The organism is Bacillus sp. Brlt_9, assembly GCF_051948935.1.
Classification (GTDB): Bacteria; Bacillota; Bacilli; order Bacillales; family Bacillaceae_G; genus Bacillus_A.
This window is the reverse complement of the sequence record NZ_JAYJLO010000002.1, coordinates 54,607-78,044: the sequence shown is the minus strand read 5'-3', so window position 1 is coordinate 78,044 and position 23,438 is coordinate 54,607. Positions and strand designations below refer to the sequence as shown.

Annotated in this window: 30 protein-coding genes, 1 pseudogene and 1 riboswitch; of the genes and pseudogenes, 10 read left to right on the top strand and 21 right to left on the bottom strand. The window is 34.2% G+C overall.

Translation table 11 applies throughout. From position 1 onward, the window contains the following. The first annotated feature begins 114 nt into the window (after positions 1 to 114). A complete protein-coding gene (locus tag VF726_RS06565; protein WP_000411240.1) occupies positions 115 to 987 on the top strand; it encodes a YitT family protein in 873 nt (290 codons plus the stop codon). Positions 988 to 1,176: 189 nt separating this feature from the next. On the opposite strand, the gene VF726_RS06560 is transcribed toward VF726_RS06565, so the two are convergent. The 5 genes from VF726_RS06560 to VF726_RS06540 all read right to left on the bottom strand — a co-directional run bounded on the left by VF726_RS06560 (position 1,177) and on the right by VF726_RS06540 (position 4,000). Further along, a complete protein-coding gene (locus VF726_RS06560; protein ID WP_440166848.1) occupies positions 1,177 to 1,395 on the bottom strand; it encodes a hypothetical protein in 219 nt (72 codons plus the stop codon). 98 nt (positions 1,396 to 1,493) lie between these two features. Next, a complete protein-coding gene (locus VF726_RS06555) occupies positions 1,494 to 2,309 on the bottom strand; it encodes a DUF4247 domain-containing protein (RefSeq protein WP_071725039.1) in 816 nt (271 codons plus the stop codon). Positions 2,310 to 2,321: 12 nt separating this feature from the next. Continuing rightward, complete coding sequence (locus VF726_RS06550) at positions 2,322 to 2,828, bottom strand: DUF4178 domain-containing protein (protein ID WP_087958431.1); 507 nt, start codon at positions 2,826 to 2,828, stop codon at positions 2,322 to 2,324. Positions 2,829 to 2,850: 22 nt separating this feature from the next. After that, positions 2,851 to 3,255, bottom strand: coding sequence for a DUF350 domain-containing protein (locus VF726_RS06545; RefSeq protein WP_440166846.1), 405 nt, complete (start codon positions 3,253 to 3,255; stop codon positions 2,851 to 2,853). A gap of 79 nt (positions 3,256 to 3,334) precedes the next feature. Beyond that, positions 3,335 to 4,000, bottom strand: coding sequence for a PspA/IM30 family protein (locus tag VF726_RS06540; RefSeq protein WP_000110287.1), 666 nt, complete (start codon positions 3,998 to 4,000; stop codon positions 3,335 to 3,337). Between the two features lie 401 nt (positions 4,001 to 4,401). On the opposite strand from VF726_RS06540, the gene VF726_RS06535 reads away from it, so the two are divergent. Then, entirely contained in the window at positions 4,402 to 4,980 is a 579-nt protein-coding gene (locus VF726_RS06535) for a lipoprotein BA_5634 family protein (RefSeq protein ID WP_440166842.1), read from the top strand. Positions 4,981 to 5,016: 36 nt separating this feature from the next. On the opposite strand, the gene VF726_RS06530 is transcribed toward VF726_RS06535, so the two are convergent. The 3 genes from VF726_RS06530 to VF726_RS06520 are packed head-to-tail and all read right to left on the bottom strand — an operon-like array spanning position 5,017 to position 7,413. Then, positions 5,017 to 5,184, bottom strand: a complete 168-nt coding sequence (locus VF726_RS06530) for a FeoB-associated Cys-rich membrane protein (RefSeq protein ID WP_000989599.1) — start codon at positions 5,182 to 5,184, stop codon at positions 5,017 to 5,019. Positions 5,185 to 5,200: 16 nt separating this feature from the next. After that, positions 5,201 to 7,189 carry a ferrous iron transport protein B gene (gene feoB, locus VF726_RS06525; protein WP_440166840.1) on the bottom strand — a complete coding sequence of 663 codons (1,989 nt, stop codon included), beginning with the start codon at positions 7,187 to 7,189 and terminating at the stop codon, positions 5,201 to 5,203. Further along, entirely contained in the window at positions 7,186 to 7,413 is a 228-nt protein-coding gene (locus VF726_RS06520; RefSeq protein WP_000060514.1) for a FeoA family protein, read from the bottom strand. Before VF726_RS06520 ends, feoB begins: the two co-directional genes overlap by 4 nt. Positions 7,414 to 7,607: 194 nt before the next feature. Continuing rightward, positions 7,608 to 7,709: riboswitch (TPP riboswitch) on the top strand. A gap of 85 nt (positions 7,710 to 7,794) precedes the next feature. Here VF726_RS06520 and thiT point away from each other — a divergent pair. Further along, positions 7,795 to 8,466, top strand: coding sequence for an energy-coupled thiamine transporter ThiT (gene thiT / locus VF726_RS06515; RefSeq protein WP_440166838.1), 672 nt, complete (start codon positions 7,795 to 7,797; stop codon positions 8,464 to 8,466). Positions 8,467 to 8,670: 204 nt separating this feature from the next. Here thiT and VF726_RS06510 read toward each other — a convergent pair whose 3' ends face one another. The 6 genes from VF726_RS06510 to VF726_RS06485 all read right to left on the bottom strand — a co-directional run bounded on the left by VF726_RS06510 (position 8,671) and on the right by VF726_RS06485 (position 13,362). Continuing rightward, positions 8,671 to 10,527, bottom strand: coding sequence for a sensor histidine kinase (locus VF726_RS06510; RefSeq protein WP_440166836.1), 1,857 nt, complete (start codon positions 10,525 to 10,527; stop codon positions 8,671 to 8,673). Next, positions 10,524 to 11,213 carry a response regulator transcription factor gene (locus VF726_RS06505; protein WP_000041856.1) on the bottom strand — a complete coding sequence of 230 codons (690 nt, stop codon included), beginning with the start codon at positions 11,211 to 11,213 and terminating at the stop codon, positions 10,524 to 10,526. Before VF726_RS06505 ends, VF726_RS06510 begins: the two co-directional genes overlap by 4 nt. Positions 11,214 to 11,252: 39 nt before the next feature. Then, positions 11,253 to 11,873: a class D sortase gene (locus tag VF726_RS06500; RefSeq protein WP_440166833.1), complete on the bottom strand. Its 621-nt coding sequence runs from the start codon at positions 11,871 to 11,873 to the stop codon at positions 11,253 to 11,255. An 89-nt stretch (positions 11,874 to 11,962) separates the two neighbouring features. Beyond that, a complete protein-coding gene (locus VF726_RS06495) occupies positions 11,963 to 12,451 on the bottom strand; it encodes an LPXTG cell wall anchor domain-containing protein (RefSeq protein WP_440166831.1) in 489 nt (162 codons plus the stop codon). Positions 12,452 to 12,628: 177 nt separating this feature from the next. Then, positions 12,629 to 12,961 carry a hypothetical protein gene (locus VF726_RS06490; protein ID WP_440166829.1) on the bottom strand — a complete coding sequence of 111 codons (333 nt, stop codon included), beginning with the start codon at positions 12,959 to 12,961 and terminating at the stop codon, positions 12,629 to 12,631. Between the two features lie 185 nt (positions 12,962 to 13,146). Further along, positions 13,147 to 13,362: a hypothetical protein gene (locus VF726_RS06485; RefSeq protein ID WP_061677576.1), complete on the bottom strand. Its 216-nt coding sequence runs from the start codon at positions 13,360 to 13,362 to the stop codon at positions 13,147 to 13,149. A gap of 161 nt (positions 13,363 to 13,523) precedes the next feature. On the opposite strand from VF726_RS06485, the gene hpt reads away from it, so the two are divergent. Together hpt and VF726_RS06475 are read left to right on the top strand one after the other, a co-directional pair. Then, complete coding sequence (gene hpt, locus VF726_RS06480) at positions 13,524 to 14,051, top strand: hypoxanthine phosphoribosyltransferase (protein ID WP_001019304.1); 528 nt, start codon at positions 13,524 to 13,526, stop codon at positions 14,049 to 14,051. 299 nt (positions 14,052 to 14,350) lie between these two features. Further along, positions 14,351 to 15,253 carry a diacylglycerol/lipid kinase family protein gene (locus VF726_RS06475; RefSeq protein ID WP_000167907.1) on the top strand — a complete coding sequence of 301 codons (903 nt, stop codon included), beginning with the start codon at positions 14,351 to 14,353 and terminating at the stop codon, positions 15,251 to 15,253. Between the two features lie 79 nt (positions 15,254 to 15,332). Here VF726_RS06475 and VF726_RS06470 read toward each other — a convergent pair whose 3' ends face one another. Beyond that, on the bottom strand, positions 15,333 to 16,013 hold the full coding sequence (locus VF726_RS06470; RefSeq protein WP_440166826.1) for a DUF7003 family protein: 681 nt from the start codon (positions 16,011 to 16,013) through the stop codon (positions 15,333 to 15,335). Between the two features lie 181 nt (positions 16,014 to 16,194). Here VF726_RS06470 and VF726_RS06465 point away from each other — a divergent pair, with 181 nt between their 5' ends. Further along, positions 16,195 to 17,154, top strand: a complete 960-nt coding sequence (locus tag VF726_RS06465) for an Rpn family recombination-promoting nuclease/putative transposase (protein WP_440166823.1) — start codon at positions 16,195 to 16,197, stop codon at positions 17,152 to 17,154. A gap of 39 nt (positions 17,155 to 17,193) precedes the next feature. Here the strand turns inward: VF726_RS06465 and VF726_RS06460 are convergent. The 4 genes and pseudogenes from VF726_RS06460 to VF726_RS06445 form a co-directional block, all read right to left on the bottom strand. After that, positions 17,194 to 17,376: pseudogene (locus tag VF726_RS06460) on the bottom strand (DUF4261 domain-containing protein); the annotation flags it as partial. A gap of 20 nt (positions 17,377 to 17,396) precedes the next feature. Then, positions 17,397 to 18,155, bottom strand: coding sequence for a hypothetical protein (locus VF726_RS06455; RefSeq protein ID WP_440166821.1), 759 nt, complete (start codon positions 18,153 to 18,155; stop codon positions 17,397 to 17,399). 182 nt (positions 18,156 to 18,337) lie between these two features. After that, positions 18,338 to 18,517 (bottom strand): hypothetical protein, encoded by a 180-nt coding sequence (locus tag VF726_RS06450; protein ID WP_440166819.1) that lies wholly within the window; start codon positions 18,515 to 18,517, stop codon positions 18,338 to 18,340. Between the two features lie 75 nt (positions 18,518 to 18,592). Next, the gene (locus tag VF726_RS06445) at positions 18,593 to 18,940 is read right to left on the bottom strand and encodes a YxeA family protein (RefSeq protein WP_440166817.1); all 348 of its coding nucleotides are present in this window, start codon (positions 18,938 to 18,940) and stop codon (positions 18,593 to 18,595) included. Positions 18,941 to 19,156: 216 nt separating this feature from the next. Between VF726_RS06445 and VF726_RS06440 the strand changes: the two genes are divergently transcribed. Both VF726_RS06440 and VF726_RS06435 read left to right on the top strand, forming a co-directional pair. Then, on the top strand, positions 19,157 to 19,615 hold the full coding sequence (locus VF726_RS06440; protein WP_440166815.1) for a helix-turn-helix transcriptional regulator: 459 nt from the start codon (positions 19,157 to 19,159) through the stop codon (positions 19,613 to 19,615). 72 nt (positions 19,616 to 19,687) lie between these two features. After that, the gene (locus VF726_RS06435; RefSeq protein ID WP_440166813.1) at positions 19,688 to 20,071 is read left to right on the top strand and encodes a hypothetical protein; all 384 of its coding nucleotides are present in this window, start codon (positions 19,688 to 19,690) and stop codon (positions 20,069 to 20,071) included. 65 nt (positions 20,072 to 20,136) lie between these two features. Here VF726_RS06435 and VF726_RS06430 read toward each other — a convergent pair whose 3' ends face one another. Next, positions 20,137 to 20,736 (bottom strand): DedA family protein, encoded by a 600-nt coding sequence (locus tag VF726_RS06430; protein WP_440166811.1) that lies wholly within the window; start codon positions 20,734 to 20,736, stop codon positions 20,137 to 20,139. Then, the gene (locus VF726_RS06425; RefSeq protein ID WP_440166809.1) at positions 20,736 to 21,314 is read right to left on the bottom strand and encodes a class I SAM-dependent methyltransferase; all 579 of its coding nucleotides are present in this window, start codon (positions 21,312 to 21,314) and stop codon (positions 20,736 to 20,738) included. Before VF726_RS06425 ends, VF726_RS06430 begins: the two co-directional genes overlap by 1 nt. Positions 21,315 to 21,667: 353 nt before the next feature. Here VF726_RS06425 and VF726_RS06420 point away from each other — a divergent pair, with 353 nt between their 5' ends. Next, on the top strand, positions 21,668 to 22,897 hold the full coding sequence (locus VF726_RS06420; protein WP_440166807.1) for a helix-turn-helix domain-containing protein: 1,230 nt from the start codon (positions 21,668 to 21,670) through the stop codon (positions 22,895 to 22,897). Positions 22,898 to 23,154: 257 nt separating this feature from the next. Next, positions 23,155 to 23,424 carry a YolD-like family protein gene (locus tag VF726_RS06415; RefSeq protein ID WP_440166805.1) on the top strand — a complete coding sequence of 90 codons (270 nt, stop codon included), beginning with the start codon at positions 23,155 to 23,157 and terminating at the stop codon, positions 23,422 to 23,424. The last annotated feature ends 14 nt before the right edge of the window (positions 23,425 to 23,438 follow it).

Sequence of the window (23,438 nt, the reverse complement as noted above, 5' to 3'; positions counted from 1 at the left end):
AATATTCCCTGCATACATCCATTAAAGGAGAATTTTTTCAAATTAAATGTTAAAATGGAATTTAGGTGTGAATGACGTAACAAATAAGAAACTAGTTTGAAACGAGGAAATTACATGGAGAAAATTATCAAAAACAAGCCCAATAAGCTAAAAATCGCTTCAAAAGCTTTGATGATTATTATTGGGGCATTTATCACAGCGTACGGATTAGAAGCTGTATTAATTCCAAATAACGTATCAGACGGTGGTGTAACTGGTTTAAGTATCGTTAGTTCAAGATTATTTGGATTGCCATTAGGAGCTCTAATCGCAGTTATTAACATTCCTTTCGTTTGGTTAGGATATAAACAAATAGGTAAAAGCTTTGCAATTTATTCCATTATCGGTATTGCTTCATTAGCAATAGGTACCGTTGTCATGCACGGAATACCAGCTATTATTGAGGGCGATACATTATTAGTTACAGTTGTTGGTGGTATTATCATCGGTTTCGGTATGGGACTAGCATTACGTAACGGCGGGGCATTAGATGGAATCGATATGCTAGCTGTATTGCTTTCTCGTAAGTTACCATTTGGAACGAGTGACCTTATTTTATTCTTAAACATGTTCGTATTTATTTTCGTATCAACCGTATTCGGTCTTCAAGGAGCTATCCTTTCGGCAATTGCTTACTTTATTGCTTCGAAAGTCATTCATATCGTTGAAGTTGGTTTAAGTGGTTCGAAAGCATTTAAAATCATTACGAAAGAACCTGAATTGATGGTAGAAACCATTCGCGATCGTTTAGGCCGAAGTGCAACATATAATGAAGTATACGGTGGTTATTCAAGAGAGAAATTCAAAGAAATTTCTTGTGTAATTAACCGTTTAGAAGAAAGTAAAATGAAAGAACTTATTAATGAAATCGATCCACACGCCTTTATTACAGTTTATGACGTAGCAGAAGTAAAAGGCGGTAACTTTAAGAAACGTGATATTCATTAATCGTTATGAAAGAAGAGGGTGTGCCAATATGTTGGCACACCCTCTTTTGTTATCGTTGTCAGTTTTTGTCGGTAAGTCGATATATTTCAATAATCGCTGATATATTTTGAGTTGTGATCGATATATTCTAAAAATCGCTGATATATTTTGAGTTGTGGTCGATATATTCCGATAATCGCCGATATAATTTTACTCCCCCCATCTTCCTCCTCTCTTAATCCATGCTACATATTTTTGAAAGGCCGGCACTTCCTGTTGAAAGCGGAGCGGAACATATAGAAAGAGAGTACATGTACATAATATCCATAGAATACCTACTACAAAGTGAAATTTCATCGTTGTGCTAATAAACAAACTGAGAAATAAGACGAGGAACATAATCAAACTAAACCTTTTATATATGGTCATAATAATCTCCCCTTTATAACTTAATTGTACCAGTTACAAGGAATTAATTTCCATAATGAAAAAGACCGAAAAGCAAATTCTACTTTTCGGCCTCTACATTACCTTCTCTTCGTAATCTTTCCTGAACCACCAACCCTCGTTTTTGGAGGAGAAGTATTCCTTGGCGGCGTTTTAATAGATGATTTCGGCTTCACATCTGATCCGCTCGAGCCACCTGGTGTTTTCGTAATTTTCCCTTTGCTTCCAGTAGAAGGCGGAGGGGTGCTACTTCCTTTTTTCGTAATACTTCCTGTATCTCCTACAGAAGATTTCGAATCTACATTATCGCCTCGCTTAATGATAGACCCTTTCCCTTCCTTCGTAATTGGAGGCGGGGTTTTCTTTTCTTCTTTCGTAGGCGGTCTCTCTGGAACAACTGGTTTATGATTTTGTCTGTCATTATATCCTCGGTAATCACCAGATGATGATTTTTTCGAACCAAATATATCGTTTAAAATACTCCCCATAATATATCCTTGCAGGAATGACGGTTGGTAATTTTGACGGACAAATTCTTCATTGCTTACTTCAATTAACGTATCAGATGGTTTCTCTTTATCCTTTTGCAAATTATACATTTTATCAGAATAAACGAGGAACATTTGATTTTCGTCTTCTTTAGATGCTTGCTTCGGTTTCCTTTCAGCTATAAGTTCCTTTGCGACTTCCGGAACTGACCGATTGGCGGCCCTATACACGTAAGATTCTTGTTTACCTTCTTTTGCGACAGATTCAAGCGGATAACGGTCTTGAATCGACTTTGTCTGCCCGCCCTGACAACCTGATAAGGCATATCCAGCAACAACAAGTAACGTAACGATAGCAAGTATAGGGATCACGAACGATTTAATCATGGTAAACAATCGGTTTGACATGATTACGCCCCCTTACGTTGCTCTTATAATTTGTACATCAGCAGGAATAATTGCTTCTCCCTCATACATCATTGTGCGACCATTTTGCCATTCAATACGCAATAATTTTCGATTATCTGATTGGAATTCCCATACGTGCTGTTCCTCTGAAGCAGAGAATGGTGTTTTCCCCATCACAACAACACGTCCGTTATATTGCTCTTCCATATGGTACTCTGTATCATCCATTTCAATTGTCGTCGGAATTTCATCAATCGAATCTAAGCGACCATCAATTGGTGTATATAATTTGTAATACGTATTTTCACGGTCTTCAATTTTCAAGTAACGAATATCTTTCCCGTCTTGCAGTGTTAAAACAATTTCTTTGCGAGAATGCATACTCGTTTTCCCGGTTAATTCGTACATGACTAATGAAACTTCAACCATATCGCCAGGAGCTAAGGTTAGCAAACTTTTTTCTGGTTTCGGCGGCTCCGGGCTCTTCATTATATTTTTAATTCGTTTAAATAAACTCATGATTTACCCCCTCCTTCTCTCTTTATAAACAAGCACCTAAAATAAGTGCACCAACGATATGTAATGATCCAGCTAACATCGCATGCGCAATACTGCCTTCTTTCGTACCTTCTTCTAAATCTAAACCAGCTATTTTCTTTAACACAAATTCAATAAACATTTCTACGACTAACAAAATAACGAAAGAAACTGCCGATGCAAGTAGCGCTTGCCATAAATCATTTGATTTCGTAATCGATTGAGATAAAATGTACCCTTGCGCGAATAATTTCATAACGAAACGAGTTGTTACAGCTGTATTTCCATTCTTTATTTCTTTTAAGTCATTGTATTTCGTAAAAATTGAATCAACCCACATAATTGCAAATAAAAGTACTGCACTTGCTCCAGTCCATACAAGCATGGCTACTACATTTGTCCATGTCATTGCAAAACCTCCTCTAAAAAATAATAGAAAACCGACATGAATTCTCCTCAGACATGTCGGTTTCTTTGTCTATTCTATATTATTTCTCATACTGCTTCATAATACGAGCTAATTCATCGTCAACAGCAGAATTTTTGTTTAAGCTGGCGAATTCATCATCTAATGACTTTTCTTTTTTGTACACTTCACCGCTTGCTTCAGCTTCAGCTTCTAATTGAAGAGCTTTCTCTTCCATACGGCTTAAACCAGCTTTTGCTGAGTTTGAATCAAATCCAGACATCGCCTGATTAATATTCTTTTGTGCTTTCGCCGCATTTACACGCGCTACAAGTGTTTCACGTTTATTTTTCAGCTCTGTTAATTGCTTACGCATTTCTTCTAGCTTCAGACGAAGATTATCAGCAGCAGCTTTATTTTGCTCATAGCTTGCTTTATACTCATTCATCTTTTGCTCTGCATTTTGTTTTTCTTCAAGAGCACGGCGCGCAAGATCTAAGTTACTAGCTTGAACAGCCATATGAGCTTGCTCTTCACGTTTTTTCACAAGTGCTTCTTGCTCTTCAAATAATATTTTGAATTTCTTCTCAAGTGCAATTTGAGCCGCTACACTTTTCTCTGCTTCTTGTACATCTGCTTGCATATCACGTAAATATTGATCCGTCATCTTAACTGGATCTTCCGCTTTTTCAATTAATGAATACACATTTGACATTGTTAAATCTCGTAATCGTTTAAATACAGACATTCAAATTCCTCCTATGATATACCTCATATTTTAAATTCACTACTTGGAAAAATAAAAATCTCCCTTAACAGTAAAGAATAGTCATTTTTACAGCTATGTGTTTATTATAACAAAACGAAGATGTACTTACATGTTATTTCCAAAATACATCCAATATAATATGACATTCTAGATACAATATTGCATTTCTAATATATTCTCATTCATTCTCTTTAGAATTGACTTATTTTTATGCACTTTCACTAAATTACATAAGTGTAATGTTACTGTAAGCTAACTCGATAGTTACGTTTCCATATCTCTTATACACTAATACCAGAAGCAACAAACAAGCTTCTCATTATTTCAAGACTAATACAAAAAATGTATTTACTATAAAACATATAAAAGGAGAAATCATCATGAAAAAATTAGTAGGAATCGGATTAGCAGCAGCAATTTCACTTGGAGCATTATCAGGTTGTTCTTTATTAGGAGAGAAAGCAAACGGCTTTGTACTGTACGGGTCAGAAGAACAAGTTCAGCAAATTACAGATAAAAACAAAAAAGAAGTGAAAGAAAAAGACTTCTATAAAATGAAAATGACAACATTAGAAGGTAAAAAAGTTCTTGTCATGGATAAAAAAACTGGTGATGAACTGGTGAAAAAAGAGTTACTTAGCAAAGTTGATAAAAACGACAACACAAAACCACTTGATAAATTACCGGCTGTAACAGCAGAACAAGGTGTATTGTTCGCAAAAGAAAAATTAGAAAATGCTACACTTGATGGGGCTAAATTAAAATACGAAGGCAACACAATTATCGGAAGTGGCCGTGCATATGCCGACATGTTTGCGATTGTTGATGATGCAACTTACGGAAATGTAAAAGGTGATGAAAAATCTGTCGGTATATTAAAATTTGATAAAGACCCTAGTAAAGAATTCCCTGGTTACAACGGCGTAGAAGCTTCTCAACTTGTAAAAATTAAAAAGTAAAACAAAAAAACTTTGCGAAATTCGCAAAGCTTTTTTCTATTTATGAGCAACTTGCTCCATATCCGGACTACAAGTTTGCGACTGACATGACTTATTTAAAGAACATGCTGCGCATTTTCCCTTTTTACTTCTCTTTACAAAATTAACTAACGTGTATGCTGCATAACCAAAAATGATAGCTCCAATTATAATATTGACCATCATCACAATACATCTCCTTCTAGAATCCGAGTAAGGATCCAACTTGGTATATAATGAACGTTAATACATAAGCAACAACGAGTGGATACACGACAGAGAAAATCGTCCACTTCGCTGATCCTGTTTCACGTTTAATAACAGCTACCGTCGCTAAACACGGAACATATAATAAAATAAAGAACATAAATGCATAAGCTGATAATGCTGTATAATGTGCTCCCATTACATTTCCAAGCACATCTTCTTTCACCGCATAAATAATTGCCATTGTAGAAACGACAACTTCTTTCGCTAAAAATCCTGTTAAAAGGGATGCCGCAGCTTGCCACGTTCCAAAACCAAGTGGTGCAAATAGTGGTGCGATAAATCCACCAATCATCGCTAAATAACTGTCTCCCATATCAACACCAAATCCTGATGGACCTGCATAATTTAATAGCCAAATGACAACAGAACCACCGAAGATGAATGTACCAGCCTTACGAACAAATCCTTTTCCTTTCTCCCACGTACTTAGCCATAACGTTTTCGCTTGTGGCACGCGGTAAGGAGGTAGTTCAATAACGAAAATAGATTTTTCCGCTTTTAAAATGGTAAGTGACATAATTTTTGTAACGAGTAATGCAAGAACAATACCTGCAACATATAAAGAAAACACCACAGTTGCCTGACTTTGAGGGAAGAATACGCCCGCAAATAATGCGTATACAGGTAAACGTGCTGAACAAGACATAAACGGTGTTACAAGCACTGTAAGTAAACGTTCTTTTTCTTGTTCAATCGTTCTCGCTGCCATAATACCTGGAACATTACATCCAAAACCGATAATCATCGGAATGAACGCTTTTCCGTTTAAACCGAAGAACTCCATAATTCTATCCATAACAACTGCAATTCGCGCCATATATCCTGAGTCTTCTAATAATGAAATGAAAAAGAATAGTGCAAAGATTTGTGGAACGAATACTAAAACAGCACCAACACCGGCGATAATACCTTCTGTAACGAGTGCTTGAATAAAATCAGAAGCTCCAACACTTGTAAGCCCAGCCGTTACCCAATCCGTAAGCTGTCCACCAAAAAACTCATCTAGCATATCCGATAAAGGTGTACCAATCCACGTAAACGTAACCTGAAAAATAAAAAACATAACTGCTAAAAAGATTGGAAGTCCTAAAATTTTATGCGTAATTAACCTATCAATTTTTTCCGAAAAAGGAATTTTTCCTTCTTTCTCATGCTGCATAACATTTGTTTTTAACTTTTCAATATACGCTTCACGAGTTTTGTAAATATGCTCCTCTAACGTACAATCAAGTTTTTCTTCTAAGCGAGATCGAACAGCTACAAGTTCCTTATAAATTGGTAGTGCTTTCATTTCTTTTTCTACTACTTCGTTATTGCTTAAAAATTGAAGGGCTAGCCATCTTGGATGCTTATAATTCGCTGTCTCTAAAAGAGAAATTATCTCTCCAATCCCTTCATCCATTTGTACACCATATGAAATAATGAATGGCTTTTTCTCGTTTTTGTCATTTTCTTTAAGAGTGGCAAGTAATTCTTCACATCCTTTTCCACTTCTTGCAACGACAGGAACGACTGTTACTCCTAGTAATTCTGATAATCGTTTTACATCAATTACAATGCCTCGTTGCTTTGCCACATCGACCATATTTAATCCAATTGAAACGGCCTTACCAAATTCAAGTAATTGCAACGTTAAATGCATATTTCGTTCAAACTGCGAAGAATCCACGATATTTAACATATGATTAAATTCTTCTGTTAGTAGAAAGTTTGTTACAACACCTTCATCACGTGAAACTGGATTTAAATCATAGACGCCTGGTAAATCAATTAATGTTCCTCTTCTATCTTTTAATTTACCAACCTTCTTTTCTACTGTTACACCGCTCCAGTTTCCTACATACTCATAAGAACCAGTAAGTGCATTAAATAATGATGTTTTCCCTGTATTCGGATTCCCTAGCAAAGCTACCTTATTCACGCTAATTCCACCTTTATCATTTTCGCGTCACAATGACGAATACTAATTAACTGTCCACGACACTCCAATGTACAAGGACCTTTGAACATCGCCTTTTGCTTCATGCGAAGTTCGCTTCCTTCAGAAAGGCCAAAAGCAGCCAGTCTTCTCTTTAGTAACTGATCTAACGATTGAATACTTTTTACTAACACTTTCTCGCCAATTTTAATATCTACTAAGCTCATAACCTTCCCCCTCCGAAGAGAATGATAATTATTTTCAAAAAAATTATAGCATACTCTATTTCTCTTGTACTATACCCTTTTGCTTCATATTTATTAACATTTCGCTACAATTCTATTTCAATAATTGTCATAACAGATTCGTTTGCCATTCTCATCCATTTCGCTTACAATAAACAATAGCAAATAAAGAATCTCGTTATCACTGGGGGAGCCATGCCGCTGAGAGGGAACACTTCGTTCCGACCCTTCGAACCTGTTAGTTAATGCTAACGCAGGGATTGTGCAAACGTCCGAAATACATACCTCTTTTTATTTACGTATTTCGTATCCTCCTATGATATCTATTCTTTTTTGTACAACTTGGATTTAGGGGGAGACAACATGCGTAACACCAATTTACAAGCGATGATCGAATCTGCAATTCTTGCAGCCTTCGCCTTGGTCATCGACATTTTACCAATATCAATCAAACTTCCAACAGGCGGTTCCATTTCATTCGCTATGATTCCTATTTTTATTATTGCATACCGCTGGGGCTTCAAAATGGCTTTCTTAGGAGGCTTAATTTGGGGATTATTACAAATTGTCGTGGGCGATGCCATTATCGTCACACCAATTCAAGTACTAATTGAATACTTCGTTGCTTTCGCATTCATTGGATTTGCTGGTTTATTCTATCGTCCAATTCAAAAAGCACTTTTAACATCCAATGAAAATAGCTTAGAACAATCTACTTTAGGTAGCCGTAAAGACAAACCTTCACAAAAACAAAACGAAGGAAAGAAAGTTATTGGTTACATTATTGTTGCTACATTTGTTGGTAGCTTTGCACGTTATTTCTGTCACTTTATTGCCGGTATTATTTTCTGGGGACAATATGCACCGAAAGGTCAATCAGCTGTCCTATATTCATTAATCGTAAACGGCAGTGTAATGATTGGTTCCTATATTCTATGTACCGTTTTGCTTATATTTTTATTTCTTACTTCACCACGCTTATTCAAGAGCATCAATGCTTATCAAATAAATGCAAACAAAAAGAGCGCTTCATAAGCGCTCTTTTTTCATATCGTAATATCAATTAAAAAAACAATAAATGCACAAAAGAAAATAAATACCATTATACTTAGCCAATTGCTATGCACGGTTCATCGACTCCTTACATAACCTCATTTTCTAACCAGATTATATCGCTAAAAAATAAAGATTAGGTAAAGATAATATGAAAATAAATTAAAAAAGCGTAGCATGCATCATCTACGCTTTTTTCGGTAAGTAAAAGTAAAATAACACACCGTCTTCTGTATTCTTTGCTCCATATTCAGCATCGTGTAGTTCTAAAATGTTCTTTGAAATAGCAAGCCCAAGCCCCGTTCCGCCTTGTGAGCGCTGGCGGGATGCATCCACGCGATAAAAACGATCCCAAATTTTGTCTAATTGCTCTTCTTCAATGTGAGTACCTTTATTTTCAATACACACCTTTATACGATCCTTCTCATCTATTATTGTGGAAATAATAATATCCTCTTTATTCGGTGTATAACGTATGGCATTCGTAATGAAATTCACAATGACTTGTTCAATCCGATTTTGATTTGCGACTACTTCAAATGAACATATATTTTTATGCACACGAAGTTCTTTTTTCTCTATCTCCACAGAAAGGTGTTCACATATATCTTCAATTACTGTATCAATATAAAATACATCCTTTTTCATTTTATATGTGCCTGATTCAAATTTAGCTAACTCTAGCATATCCAAAATTAACGTATCCATCTTATCTACTTCTCGTTCCATCGCCTGAAAATAGTATTCCTTTTTATGTTCAGCTACCCCGTCTTTTAAAATAGAAATACAACTTTTCATAATACTCAGCGGTGTTTTTAATTCGTGCGACACACCAGAAATAAATTCTTTCCGCGTATTTTCTAACTTTCTTTCCTTTTCAATATCTTGTTCTAGCTGTCCAATATGCGAATGGAGCTTATTGGATAATACATTAATATTATTCGATAAATCACCAATTTCATCTTTTGAAGTAATCGGAATTTTTTCGGTGAAATCTAAATGCGCTATTTTCTTCGTCGTATCATTTATTTTTAATAATGGCTTTGCAATTTGTTTTGAATAATAGAACGAAGCTAGAAAAATGAGAACGACTACAAATGCAATGATGTAAATGTAGTAATCTTGCACCATTTGTACAGCTTCATCTACAGGCTGTAAAGAAGCCATCGCATATATATATGTTACCGATCCGTCTTTTTCTTTTATCGGTTTCATTAATAATTTATATTTTATATCATTTTTTTCATAGTCCATTGTCTTTGTTGAATACTCTATTTGATTACTCTCTTTTAGTACTACATCCGTTTGAAATTCTTTTATACTATCCAAAAATAAAGTGTTTTTATAAATTGGATTTACGGGTCCTGTTACATCAGGGAATTGTACTTTCGTAACACGCCCTCTTATGAAAGCATCTGGTTCTTGGGCAGCTTGCTCCTGAACGGCCGGCTTCTTTTCCTTACCAACTTGTTCTTCAGCTACTTTCTTTTTCTCCTGATCTAATTTACTCATTTTCTCCTTAAATGCTTTTTCTAACGGTTTATTCAATCCACTTAAATTTTGCTTAGATAGTGAGAAAGAGAATGGAATAAAACTATCTTCTTTTTTCATTCCAGCAAAATAAATTTCTTGTCCTAAAATCTGCTCTGATGATTTATTATCAATCTCCTCAATATTGACGAGATTGTATAAGGGAATTTTGAATATTTGATGTCCAAAACTCTTCTGTTGCTTACGATCTATCGTTACCTCAAAATAAAAATCATCTGCATATTTTAAATTCCCATTCTGATCCAATGTCGTAATCCACGTGTTATTTTCTCTAAAAAAGTCTTGCTCCAGCTTCTGAATTCCTTCTGTACTTCCTGCGTAATTCAAATAATTCTTCTCAAAGGAATTTAAATTCACTTTAATATCTTCTACTTTTCGATTCGCATAATATTGTTTAAAAAATATCGTTTGTCCAATAAATATCGTCGCTAAAATTAACATACATAACGCTGTGGTGAGGGTAAATAATTTTAGTACAATCCCTTTTCTCATATATTCCCCTCAAATTTATAACCGGTTCGTACTACAGTTGTAATGTATTTTGCTTTCTCTCCTAATTTATTTCGCAAATTACGAATATGACTATTAACCGTTCGATCATCACCGGCAAATTCGTACCCCCAAATTCTTGAAATGAGTTGCTCTCGTGTTAAAACAATCCCTTGATTTTTCATAAAATACGCTAATATTTCAAATTCAGTATGCGTTAAATTAATGTCTGTCCGATCTACCGTAACAGTACGCGACGGAAAATGAACGTGAATACCGTGGATGGATAATGTATCATCTTCATTCTCTAGCAGTTGCTTTGTTACTTTTCTACTTTCTAACAATCTTTTTGCTCTTGCTAATAAAATGGGTGGGCTATACGGCTTCGTCACATAGTCATCTGCCCCAAGTTCAAATCCAAGTAACGTATCATCTTCATCAACACGTGCTGTCAGCATAATAATAGGAACCTCGGATGTTTTACGAATTCTTCGGCAAACAGACCACCCATCAAGTTCTGGCAACATAATATCTAAAATAACTAAATCAACCTCTTCTTCCTCAAATACAACTAAAGCTTCTTTCCCATCTCTTGCTTCAAACACTACATATTGCTCACTTAAAAAATAATCTTTTAATATTTCACGCAAAATATCTTCATCTTCCACAATTAAAATGTTTTTTGACATAACTTACGTATCCCCCTCCCGCTTTCAGAAACTATCACTTCATTTTGAATAACTAGCCGTTAACTTTGCCTGGGTAATATATCTATCTGGCGCATCCCCTATATAATCAAACGGATAGCAAGTCGTCAGTGTTAATATCGGTTCTTCTTTTTTTATAATAACAGTACGATCATCCGCATGGGTAATCCATATCTTTTGAATTTCATATGTGTAAGTTTTTTTATCATACTCTAAAATAAGGGTATCCTTTTCTTTTAACTCTCCCAAATCTGTAAATACAGTATCCCTATGCCCACTTAGTACAGTATGTCCCCCTCCAGATGGCGTTGTCGTTAAATCACTAACGAACATCCCAACGCCTTTCTTCAACGTTGCATCATCTGCCCCCCAATATATAGAAAACTTCTTTTTTATTTTCGGTATATGTAACAGTGCTACCTTTTCTCCTTCTTTATGCTCTGTTTGAGAGGAAGGTACTTGGGAAGTTACAGGGGTTTCGTAAGAAAGTTGATTATGTTTTATATTTTCAAGGCTCTTTATTTCTTCTTTCGTCAATTGCTGAGCAGAGCTTTTTCCTTTATACCACTCCATGGCGTAATATGATCCCATACATAGTCCTATAGCCATCAATATGATACCGATATAATTGAGTACCTTCATGTTTCATCCCTCCATGCCAAAAATGGTAGGAATAACCTACCATTTTTAATATATGAAATTATCCCATTCTTTATAGGACAATATTTTATTTACGCCTTAACTTTATTGCGACGATTCCAACCAAATAATGTCCCTATCCCTACAAGACATGCGCTTAGTGCCATCATTGCTATATTATTGGATGCTGTGTTTGGTAATTTCTCACCTTGTACAACCGGCTTTGCTACTTCTTTTTTAGTTGCACCATTTTTTTGTTGTACTTGTGCTGCTTCTTTTTTCGCCATATCATTTTTCAATTGTCCTTGTGCTATTCTCTTTTTCTCTTCTTCACTTTTTTGCTGTTCCTTAATCAATGCTTCTTTTTTTTCCTTATCATTTTTCAACTGTTCTTGTGCTATTCTCTTTTTCTCTTCTTCACTTTTTTGCTGTTCTTTAATCAATGCTTCTTTTTTCGCTTTATCTTGCTGCAGTTGCGCCGCTTCTTCCTTCGTTACTGTCCCAGTATCCGCGCTTGCTACTGAAGAATATCCTACTGTTAACAGTGCCATTGCACAAATTGGTAATAGTTTCTTTTTCATTTTATATCTCTCCTTTTATACGTTTTACATCACTTCGCATCGGATGTATCACTAGAATAAACAAGAGATATAAATATAAGATGCAGATGAAATATATTTCATTTAAAGATTTCATTGTAGAAAAATAAAAAAACATCGCAATATATACGATGTTTTTTCGGGTGTGTGTCTCAATATTTACATGTTACTTTCGCGTGATGTAGAAGTAGAACGGGCCGGAGCGATAACTAATTGTCTCGGCTCAGTTTTCTTTAAGTGATTTTTGACGTTACACTTACGACGTTGAACAACCCACGCTTTAATAGGGTTTGTCAAAATAATCTTTTGCTCTTCGTTAGGGGTCTCTTCTTCAAACCTACAACTTTCGCTCCATTTATTCCATTTCATTGTAAATGTAGAAGAAGAATGATCGTCTTCTCGATCAAACAAGTGCAAAAAATCCATTTCGCCAGCTAGCATTACGGTGTTGCTAGTTGCTAAAAAAGAAAAGGTCGTCCAACGTTTCTCCATGCCCTCCTACTCCTTTTTCACATATAGAGTGCCTAAAACTTAATTTACCTAAAATATGCTTGCCTTTTACCTTACACCTATAGTTTATCCAAAACACTACTATGCAACTATCGATTTGCCTTACAACTACCTTACACTTTTGTAAGAAATGAAAAAAACCTTCACTCTCTATACGTGAAGGTTTCTCATTTCTCATCTATATGATCTTTCATATGATCGACTCCAGCTTCTTGCAGCTGTGACATCATACCGTGGGAAATTGCGCCTAATACTAAAGTCATTCCAATTAGTGAAATCCGAATCGCCGGTACATCAATTATGTAAGCCAAACTACCAAGAACAATTGTTAAAAGTAATGCTTTTATAAATGTTGCACTTGTATACTCTTTCTTTCTCATCATAATCACCCTTTATGGAAGCGTTTTCTTAATATAATCAGTATATCATATCATCTGACTATTTTGTGGGTATTTTTGTAAAAAACCTATATCTTCTTTGACTTTTTCCTTTCTATCCTTTACAGTCGAAATGTTCACAAGTTTTACACTGTAGGAGGACTCCAATGAATATTGAAATAAAAGACACTTTAATTTCCGAAGAACAATTACAAGAAAAAGTAAAAGAACTAGCACTTCAAATCGAACGTGACTTTGAAGGAGAAGAAATCGTAGTAATCGCTGTATTAAAAGGATCTTTCGTATTCGCTGCTGATTTAATTCGTCACATTAAAAACGATGTAACAATCGACTTTATTTCTGCATCTAGCTACGGAAATCAAACAGAAACAACTGGAAAAGTAAAACTATTAAAAGATATTGATGTAAACATTACTGGAAAAAACGTAATTGTCGTAGAAGACATTATCGATTCTGGTTTAACACTTCACTTCTTAAAAGATCACTTCTTTATGCATAAACCGAAGGCACTCAAATTCTGTACGTTACTTGATAAGCCTGAGCGTCGTAAAGTGGACTTAAAAGCTGAATATGTTGGCTTCCAAATTCCAGACGAATTTATCGTTGGCTACGGTATCGACTGCGCAGAAAAATATCGTAACTTACCATTTATCGCTTCAGTTGTAACGGAATAATTGTTCATCTGTTACAAAATCGATAGTACATGAAATTTATATCGGCGATTTTTTCAATATATCGATCGTAACTCAAATTATATCGGCGATTTTTTCAATATATCGATCGTAACTCAAATTATATCGGCGATTTTTTCAATATATCGACCGTAACTCAAATTATATCGGCGATTTTTTCAATATATCGACTTAACGACAATAATTGACAATCTTAGCACCCTATTAATAGGAAAAGGCTGTTCTGAAATACATCGGAACAGCCCTTTCTTTCCATTACAAACTACAGGGAGAGATGAAAAATGACAAAAACAAAATTTGAAAAAGTACTCCTCATCGTAAATCCAAAAGCTGGGCAAGGCGATTTACATACGAACTTAACGAAAATTGTACCACCTCTTGCGGCAGCTTTTCCTGACTTACATATCCTTCATACGAAAAAGCAAGGCGATGCAACAAAATATTGCCAAGAGTTTGCTAGTAAAGTAGATTTAATTATCGTCTTTGGTGGTGACGGCACTGTATTCGAATGCACAAATGGCTTAGCACCTCTTGAAACTAGACCTACACTTGCAATCATTCCCGGCGGAACTTGCAACGACTTCTCTCGCACACTCGGCGTTCCGCAAAACATCGCAGAAGCAGCAAAGCTGATCACAAAGGAACACGTAAAACCAGTTGACGTCGCAAAAGCAAACGGACAACACTTCTTAAACTTCTGGGGCATTGGACTCGTATCTGAAGTATCAAACAATATTGATGCAGAAGAGAAAGCAAAGCTTGGAAAAATCGGCTACTACTTAAGCACTATTCGAACTGTCAAAAATGCTGAAACATTCCCGGTAAAAATTACGTACGACGGACAAGTATATGAAGACGAAGCTGTCCTTGTTATGGTTGGGAATGGTGAATATCTTGGCGGCATCCCGTCCTTTATTCCAAATGTAAAATGCGATGACGGAACACTTGATATTTTCGTAGTCAAATCAACGGGCATTCAAGCGTTTAAAGATTATATCGGAAAGAAACTATTTGAAGACTCAAATGAAAATGACATCTTCCACGTAAAAGCGAAATCCATTCATATTGAAACGGAAGAAGAAAAAGAAGTAGATACCGATGGAGAAAGCTCGCTTCATACACCTTGTCAAATTGAACTGTTACAAGGGCACTTTACGATGATTTATAATCCTGCGGTTGTGTAATACAAAAAAGACGAACTAAAGTTTCAAACTTTAGCTCGTCTTTTTTATGAGAAAGGTATTTTAACCAGCTTTTTCATTTCTAATATAAGTTTTCGTAGTCAAACTCCACCCAATTTTTCCAGTGCGTATTACAATCCTTATTCACAATAACGCTTGGATCTTGCTTCTCTATTGCAGCAGCTACTGATTGGAAAAATTCATTTTCACTTACTTTCTCTTCTTCAACGTGTTTCCACTCTTCCGTTTCATACGCTACTTCCCAATCGCCTTCTAAACTGAACTCTTCTAAAATTTCTTCTTTATCCCACCATAATAATTTTCTAGCTTCGTCACGAGTAGCAAGCATACGCATGAAATCTCTTGGATAAGACTCTGTCGTTTGTACTTCTATTCCGTTCTGTACATACTCTACTTTTGTAAATTCATATTCAAAATGACGATTGCGAAGTTTTACACTACCGTTATGAATATCCGGTATAAATTCACCTTTATTATCAAATAGTTCATAATCTCCATTATTTACTTGCAAAATACCATCGTCACCAATTGAATGGTCTATTCTATCACCATATACGTGAATATCATTAAATACCCCTAATGAACCTACACCGACAACTTGAAATACCATTAACCAATCCTTATTATCTTTAAAGAAAAGAGAGAATTTCACTTGCGAAATATCTATATATTCATTATCAAAGGCAGGAAATTCATAGTTACTTTGCTTTTTATCTAATAGTTTCAAAATATCTTTTTGCATATGTATCATCTTCACCTCTATATAAACTTTTCAATTTCACTAGAGTATAACATAGCCATACTTGCTTGTGACATTCTAATAATACTTCTTAAAAATAACAGAATGGTCTATTTGCATGCCCTAATTATTTTTAGGTAAAATGAAGGAAAGAAGAACCTTAATATAAGGGAGAGGACAAACTTTGTTCAACCAACAGTTAGTTAATTTACGCATTGATTTTGCATTTAAACAATTGTTTGGTACGAATGGTAGTGAAGATATTCTAATTGCATTTTTAAACGCTATGTTACAAGAGTCTTTAGAATCACCTATCGCTTCTCTACAACTAGAAGATCCACATTTACACCGGGAATACGAAGAGGATAAGTTATCAATTCTAGACATTTCAGCGACATTAAACACGGGAACAAAAGTAAATGTAGAAATACAGCTCAATAATAATCACGATATGATGAAACGTAGTTTATATTATTGGGGAAAATTATACACATCTCAATTACAAAAAGGTATGCCTTACAGTTCCCTTCATAAAACCATCACCATTAATTTATTAAACTTCATAATGTTCTCAGACCATAAAGAATTCCATACAACGGGCACATTATGGAATTCACAACAACAGAAACTCTTGAGTGATGACATAGAAATTCACATTGTAGAAATTCCAAAGTTAACAAAACAATGGCATGAAGAAAAAGTAAATCCGTGGAAAGATCCATTTGCTCGTTGGCTTTTATTACTTTCAGCAAATGAGGATGAGCACTTAACTAAAACATTGGAGGATATTGCTATGAACCGAGATCCTATTTTACAAAAAGCAATAAACAAGTGGGAACGTATGAGTCAAGATTCTTCTTTCCGACAAGCCTATGACGCGAGGGAGAAAGTTTTAATGGATGAAGCAGCAAAATTCGCCCACGCAGAGACAGAAGGTATGAAAAGAGGAATGGAAAAGGGCTTGGAAAAAGGTATGGAAAAAGGTTTAGAAAAAGGTTTAGAAAAAGGGCGAAAAGAAGGGGTTCAACAAGGAAAAATTCAAATGATTAAAAGTATGCATGATCTTGGTATACCACTTGAAACAATTGCTAAGGCAAGTAAATTAAATGTGCATGAGGTTGAGCATATTTTAGGACATAAATAGTTATAAAAAAGAGCTTGAATGGTTTCAAGCTCTTTTTTATCATCCTCTTAGCATACTCCTCATTTTTTGAAATATAGATTTCTTCACCGGAGCACTCTCTAACTTCCATAACCCGCGCGGATTATAAAATGGATCTTCTCGTTCATAACGATCATCTATATAATGAGATAGACGGTACACTGGAGAATCTTCTGCGAAACTAATTGTGTCTCCATCATATGCACTCCACTTCTTATCTATTTCTAATCTATTCTTTCAATCTTCCAAACTAAATTATCTGGATCATTTTTCTCTAAAAAGGTTAACATCCACATAGTTTTTCCTTTGTCGTTCATCAACATCACTTTATAGTTTAACTTCCAAGCCGCATCACTAACATGATTAGACATTTGATACATATCTTCTTTGCTCATAAGCTTTTCCTTTTTGATTAACCGTCTCGTTCTATACTCTCTTATTTCTAAATACATATCCGCATAATCCACTTCATGCTGCCAAATTATACTACATACATATTTTTTATTTGGACTACTCTTCTTTATATATACAAGTTCATTTTTATAATCCAAATCCAGTATCTTATTATATGCTTTTTCCAACATCTCTATATCCCAATCACATTTCACAGCTAAACTCTTCATTTTAGTATGAACGATTTGAAGGGCTAATTCTTTTTTCTCTCTATCTGATAAAGATGAAAAATCCTTTACACTCCCATACTCTACAAACACATTCATATATTCAGGAAAAATCCGATATTTTTTCTCCCACTGATTTAATAATGAAATATCATCCACACAGTGAATCCAGATACCTTTTTCATAGGCTGTTCTTAACTTTGGCATGTGTTGCTCGTATAAAGAAGTAATACAGCTCGTTTCTTTAAAAAAAGCTATCTCTTCCTCGTAGTTACTTGAGGATGTTAGTTGTAATGCCTCTAGACTACTTATATTCTCTTTTCTTTTTAGAAAACTTAATCGGATATCTCTTATAATTGGCATTTACTCTCTCCTTCTTCATACTACCACTATATAATCGATTCTCTAGCGCTAACTAATCCATTTAAACCTTACTATATACACCCCATTCTAACTAAAGCAAACGAAAGAGAACATCATTTTCTCTTTCATTTTTAAACATAAAAAATCCGAAACCATACAAAATGATTTCGGATTTACTTTCGTTAAAATATTAAATTACATTTCGAACAAAAAGGAGCGGAATTTCCTCTTCGAATTTTCGCATTACATTTTGGACAATATACATATCTCTCTTCTATCTTTTCTCGCTCTATCATATGTAAAGAGACGATTCTCATACTACACATAATCCCAATTAATATAAGGCTAACAATGAGTAACATAACTCTCACTCCTCCCTTCTATATTTTACCATAAAATAACAAAACCGATTCCCTCAATGAGAATCGGTTTTATCTTTATACCCCTAACTTCGCCTTCGCACCATCAGGAATTTTATCTACCTCTATTTCTACTTTATCATGTAAAAACTTCCCTTTCGTAATGACATGCCAGTATGAGCCTTGTTGTAATTTATCTACCCCATCAATTGTTACTTCTTTTTCTTCTCCCTTCTCATCATAAGCTTTAACCGTATATTCAAAACCCTTATTTCCACCTAACTCTTTTCCATCTTTATCAATGATTGCGTAACGATATTCTAAATTAAGAAATGGATTCATTCTACCAATCGCAGTACTCCCATTTAATAAATATGCCGCTCCTGCGACGATAACAAGTAATGATCCAAAAATAAATCGTTTCATCTATATTCCGCCTTTCATTCTATTTTCTTTAAGATGTTTCTAAGTATAGAGCATATTTCTTAATAAAAACTCGTACGGTTTCTTAACATTTTCTTAAACTAAAAGTGAAATATTAATTAATAAGATCAAAAAAAAAACAAAAAAACCTTCACGCTTAAATTGACAAAATTACACTTCTGGTGTAATTTTACACTATAAAGAAAAAGGAGATGCATAATGGATAAACAAGAATTTATTGAACTCGTTAATTCAAAATTAAAACTCATCCGTGTTGAAAATAATCTATCACAAGATAAAATGTCCGAAATTATCGGTTTATCGAAGAAAACATTAGTAGAAATTGAAAAAGGAAGACGCACGCTAACATGGTCAGGTGCAGTTTGTGTCGTAACACTCTTTGAACAATGTGATATAGTCCAAATGACATTTGGGGATGATGTGAATGAAATTATAAAAACAATTGCTTTTACACATTACAATACGAACTTCCCGAAGACTTTAGGAGGAAAAGTGTGGTGGCGACAAATAAAAGAATTAAATGGCTATCAAATACAACAAAATATTTTATCTCAGCACTATCGAATTTTAGATAAAAAAGACCGCAGAATATGCCATTCATTCGATTTGGATGAAATGGAACAAAGATTTATAGAAATGGCAAAAGCATCTCAGTAAAGTGAAACTTTAATTAGTGGGGATTTATTGCCCACTAATAGAAGTCTAAAAAAATTCCGGAGTGTAATTCAAATGAAAAAACAGAAGAATATTACCATTTTAAACACGCTAATCATTAGCACATTAGTATTCAATTTATTTATTTTCACATCACGAATGAGCTTTTTACCTTGGTATATTGAAGATGGTTGGGGGTATTTAGGATTATTATTTACATCCCTTATTTTCTTACTTTGCTTCTTTCAATCTTCCAAGCTTCATAAAAATGGAAAATTAACGACTCTGCAAAAGTTCATTCCACTTGCTTCTGCTGTACTTTCAATCTTTGTTCTTATCGTTCCATCAAGTGATTTTATAACTGTATTAGCTAATCTAATCAATACAACCATATTAACAATTTATATAACTGTATTTCAGACAACACCTAATATAAGTAATAAGGAACTATTACATTAAAAGGGAGAGTTATGCTACAAAATAACTCTCCCTTTTATACTGCACTCAATAGCAATCTCTTTATTCTACTTACTCATCACCGTACTTCTTCTTTGCTTGTACAAATATGCACCACTCGCAACAACAAAAACAAGCCCGCCAAAATAAACGCCATACTCTATCGCGATCGCTACAATCTTGTTAATATGTTGTCCAAATAAAGAACCGAGCACAAAGTAAACGAGTGTCCAAACAAATCCTGTCGTATAGGAATACAAAGCATATATCTTAAATGACATGTTATTCATTCCCACTAAATACGGTACAATATGTCTTACAACTGGTATGAAATAACTTGTTACTAACGCATAATGACCATATTTCTCTACCATTTGTTGAGATTTCAATACATATTTCGCCTTATTCTTTCTCATTAGCTTATCAAGTACTTTCGTACCAAATATTTTCCCTAATATATAACCTAATGATAGCCCGGATACAACACCTAAATATGTTAGTAAAAATGCTGGAATGACATTTAATATCCCTAGTGAAGAGACAAAACCACCACTCATTACGATCATTTCATCTGGAATTGGCATACCGATAATACCTAACCATAAACAGAAAAATAACGCCCAATAACCGTATTGTTCAATATAAGATAATAATTCATGTAATTCCATTATGCATACGCTCTCCTTAACTCTTTTTTACAACTAAAGACGTAAGCCGGCGGGAAATTGAGCCACACTTTCTCTAGCGTAATTTCAGGAAAGAAATGCTGTATAAATCCTTTTTTCACAAGTGAATATTGAAATGTAATAAATGCACCTTTCTCGTGTATCGCTTCCATGACATTGTTTAAAATTCGCTTTGAAACTTCTTCTGGTAAAGAAGTAAAAGGTAATCCCGATAAGACGTAATCCACACATTCTATATTGAATTCTTCCATATACTTCTTTATATTTTCAGCTGAACCGTGTACAACAATGACGTTCTGTTCATTTTTAAACTTTCTCGTTAACTCTTTGCAAAATACTTCATTAATTTCAATAAGAAGAAATATCGTTTCCTTCTTCTTTCTCTTCATAATTTCTTTCGTAAAAACCCCTGTACCAGGCCCTAACTCTACGATGCACTTTGCTCGATGAAAATCAATTACATCTACCATTTTCTTTGCTAATATTTTTGAACTTGGCGCAATTGCACCAGTATGTTTCGGATGCTTAATAAATTCATGTAAGAATGTTATGAGTTGCATGTAACCCTCTCCCCATTCGTTCAATAGTTTTTAACTTGTTTCTAAGTATAACTATCGTTTCTTAACAAAAATTGAGGAGATTTCTTAAGATTTTATGAAGAATGAAACATTTCTTATTCCATATATAAATACCTATTTTATATTTATTAATTAGGTATAATAGATATAAGAAGGACTTTTATGGAAGATACCATCACTATGTCTATTTTCATACAACATCTACGGAGATTAATCTGTACATCATCTTTCATGTCAGTAAAAAAATTCAAACAATAAGAAATTTATATTTTATAGAAACAAAGGTAGATTTAATTAATATGTAGTATTTCAAAACTATTTAAAAGGAGAAAATAATGAATCATTCCATCGACCTACAGCACTTATGTGATCTTGTACATAGAACGTTTCATGTTCCTGTTCAGTTTCTATCTACCGATAAAAAAATTGTATATGAATCTACTTCTCATACGATTGATAGTCCGTTTTATTCTTCCAAAGAAGAACACCTTAATGAAATTTTTCAAGAAAACGTTCCTTATAATTTTCCAATTTTCAAAGGGAATAAGTATCTTGAGAATTTCATTAGCATCCATATAACAGAACATGAACATATAAAAGGAACCATTATAATCGGTCCGACTACCTATCCAAAAGTATCAGATGAAATGGCTATTAAACTTATGAAATATTTCAACTGTAATAATAAAATGCAACAAGGAATAGACTATTATCAATTTCTACCCGAGATTAAAAAAAGCATGCTAATTGATATAAGTATTTGGTTACATTACGTAATTTTCAATGAAAAATTAGATAGAGATATTGTCTGGAAAGAGAATAAATTACTTGAAGATGTTTCTTATAAAATTGTAAATCCTGATTTATATATTTCAAAACGTCGCCGCCATGATCCGCAAAATTATGACATATCATTGGAACGTAAATTTTTTTCAGCAATTAAAGAAGGTAATAAAGAAAAGGTCATACAATATGCGTATTCATTTCCACAAGAAGATGCGGCAATTTCATCTAAAGGAGATCAACTGAGAAACCAAAAAAATAATGGCATTATCGCCATTACGCTAGCTATTCGATATGCGATAGACGGTAATCTTCCATCACATATTGCTTTTTCACTCGGTACTTTATATATACAAACGATTGAAAAACTAGATAACATGTATTCCGTAAATCGGTTAATTGAAGATGCATTATGCACTTTTGCAGAACGTGTGAAGGAATATAGTGATCAAGCATATTCTAATTCGATTACTACGTGCCTCAATCATATTAATAAACATATTTACGATGAAATATCTCTGAATGACCTTGCTAATCTTTTACATATTTCCCCTACTTATTTATCAAAATTATTTAAAAAAGAAGTGGGAATGCCTTTAATTGAATACATCCAGAGAGAACGGGTAGAAGAAGCTAAAAAGTTATTAACATTAACGACCTATCCTTTATCAGATATTTGTACCTGGCTTAATTTTAATGATCAAAGTTATTTCACAAGAGTCTTCAAAAAAATTACGAGTATGACTCCTAGACAATATAGGGAAAAGCATACTGTTATATAAAAATGCTTTCTTAATAGGAGGTGAGATAGGTTTCATACTAGCTCACCCTCATCAAATCCATTTATTCTCCTTACTCCAAACTCACCTTAATAAAGTTTTAATCCACTTCAAAAAAGTACAAAAATGACAAATAAATTACTATAAATAAATTCATGAATTTGGTAATTTTTTAGTGCTGAGTAAATTCGTCTTTCAGCTACTTCCACAGTGATTAACCTTCCTAGTATAGAAAATATATTGTTAGGAGAATAGAAAGCATGAGTAGTACAAAAATATCAAAATCGCCCGACATGAAAGAATCACGAAAAGTATCACCATATGATGATAGAGACAGAATTGAAGATACTTTATTACGCTCTTACATTTCAGAAAAAGAAATATTGATCGCTTATTATAAAGATGGTTATTTCCCTACAATTTATATGACTGTAATTGAATTAAATCCTTTAAAGCGTTCTTTAGTATGCATAGATGCCTTTGACCGAAAACATACTTTTAGTTTCATCGACATAATCGATGCACGGTAGTATTTAGAACGAAA

Excerpts from the sequence above, each read along its gene's own strand:
- VF726_RS06520 (WP_000060514.1), bottom strand. The coding sequence starts at position 7,413 with ATGAGCTTAGTAGATATTAAAATTGGCGAGAAAGTGTTAGTAAAAAGT.
- VF726_RS06455 (WP_440166821.1), bottom strand. The coding sequence starts at position 18,155 with ATGCCAATTATAAGAGATATCCGATTAAGTTTTCTAAAAAGAAAAGAG.
- VF726_RS06555 (WP_071725039.1), bottom strand. The coding sequence starts at position 2,309 with ATGTCAAACCGATTGTTTACCATGATTAAATCGTTCGTGATCCCTATA.
- VF726_RS06415 (WP_440166805.1), top strand. The coding sequence starts at position 23,155 with ATGAGTAGTACAAAAATATCAAAATCGCCCGACATGAAAGAATCACGA.
- VF726_RS06530 (WP_000989599.1), bottom strand. The coding sequence starts at position 5,184 with ATGATGGTCAATATTATAATTGGAGCTATCATTTTTGGTTATGCAGCA.
- VF726_RS06510 (WP_440166836.1), bottom strand. The coding sequence starts at position 10,527 with ATGAGAAAAGGGATTGTACTAAAATTATTTACCCTCACCACAGCGTTA.
- VF726_RS06475 (WP_000167907.1), top strand. The coding sequence starts at position 14,351 with ATGACAAAAACAAAATTTGAAAAAGTACTCCTCATCGTAAATCCAAAA.
- hpt (WP_001019304.1), top strand. The coding sequence starts at position 13,524 with ATGAATATTGAAATAAAAGACACTTTAATTTCCGAAGAACAATTACAA.
- VF726_RS06505 (WP_000041856.1), bottom strand. The coding sequence starts at position 11,213 with ATGTCAAAAAACATTTTAATTGTGGAAGATGAAGATATTTTGCGTGAA.
- VF726_RS06435 (WP_440166813.1), top strand. The coding sequence starts at position 19,688 with ATGAAAAAACAGAAGAATATTACCATTTTAAACACGCTAATCATTAGC.
- VF726_RS06565 (WP_000411240.1), top strand. The coding sequence starts at position 115 with ATGGAGAAAATTATCAAAAACAAGCCCAATAAGCTAAAAATCGCTTCA.
- VF726_RS06540 (WP_000110287.1), bottom strand. The coding sequence starts at position 4,000 with ATGTCTGTATTTAAACGATTACGAGATTTAACAATGTCAAATGTGTAT.
- VF726_RS06450 (WP_440166819.1), bottom strand. The coding sequence starts at position 18,517 with ATGTTACTCATTGTTAGCCTTATATTAATTGGGATTATGTGTAGTATG.
- VF726_RS06550 (WP_087958431.1), bottom strand. The coding sequence starts at position 2,828 with ATGAGTTTATTTAAACGAATTAAAAATATAATGAAGAGCCCGGAGCCG.
- VF726_RS06430 (WP_440166811.1), bottom strand. The coding sequence starts at position 20,736 with ATGGAATTACATGAATTATTATCTTATATTGAACAATACGGTTATTGG.
- VF726_RS06545 (WP_440166846.1), bottom strand. The coding sequence starts at position 3,255 with ATGACATGGACAAATGTAGTAGCCATGCTTGTATGGACTGGAGCAAGT.
- VF726_RS06495 (WP_440166831.1), bottom strand. The coding sequence starts at position 12,451 with ATGAAAAAGAAACTATTACCAATTTGTGCAATGGCACTGTTAACAGTA.
- VF726_RS06535 (WP_440166842.1), top strand. The coding sequence starts at position 4,402 with ATGAAAAAATTAGTAGGAATCGGATTAGCAGCAGCAATTTCACTTGGA.
- VF726_RS06560 (WP_440166848.1), bottom strand. The coding sequence starts at position 1,395 with ATGACCATATATAAAAGGTTTAGTTTGATTATGTTCCTCGTCTTATTT.
- VF726_RS06445 (WP_440166817.1), bottom strand. The coding sequence starts at position 18,940 with ATGAAACGATTTATTTTTGGATCATTACTTGTTATCGTCGCAGGAGCG.
- VF726_RS06490 (WP_440166829.1), bottom strand. The coding sequence starts at position 12,961 with ATGGAGAAACGTTGGACGACCTTTTCTTTTTTAGCAACTAGCAACACC.
- VF726_RS06485 (WP_061677576.1), bottom strand. The coding sequence starts at position 13,362 with ATGATGAGAAAGAAAGAGTATACAAGTGCAACATTTATAAAAGCATTA.
- VF726_RS06425 (WP_440166809.1), bottom strand. The coding sequence starts at position 21,314 with ATGCAACTCATAACATTCTTACATGAATTTATTAAGCATCCGAAACAT.
- VF726_RS06420 (WP_440166807.1), top strand. The coding sequence starts at position 21,668 with ATGAATCATTCCATCGACCTACAGCACTTATGTGATCTTGTACATAGA.
- VF726_RS06440 (WP_440166815.1), top strand. The coding sequence starts at position 19,157 with ATGGATAAACAAGAATTTATTGAACTCGTTAATTCAAAATTAAAACTC.
- VF726_RS06500 (WP_440166833.1), bottom strand. The coding sequence starts at position 11,873 with ATGAAGGTACTCAATTATATCGGTATCATATTGATGGCTATAGGACTA.
- VF726_RS06470 (WP_440166826.1), bottom strand. The coding sequence starts at position 16,013 with ATGCAAAAAGATATTTTGAAACTATTAGATAAAAAGCAAAGTAACTAT.
- thiT (WP_440166838.1), top strand. The coding sequence starts at position 7,795 with ATGCGTAACACCAATTTACAAGCGATGATCGAATCTGCAATTCTTGCA.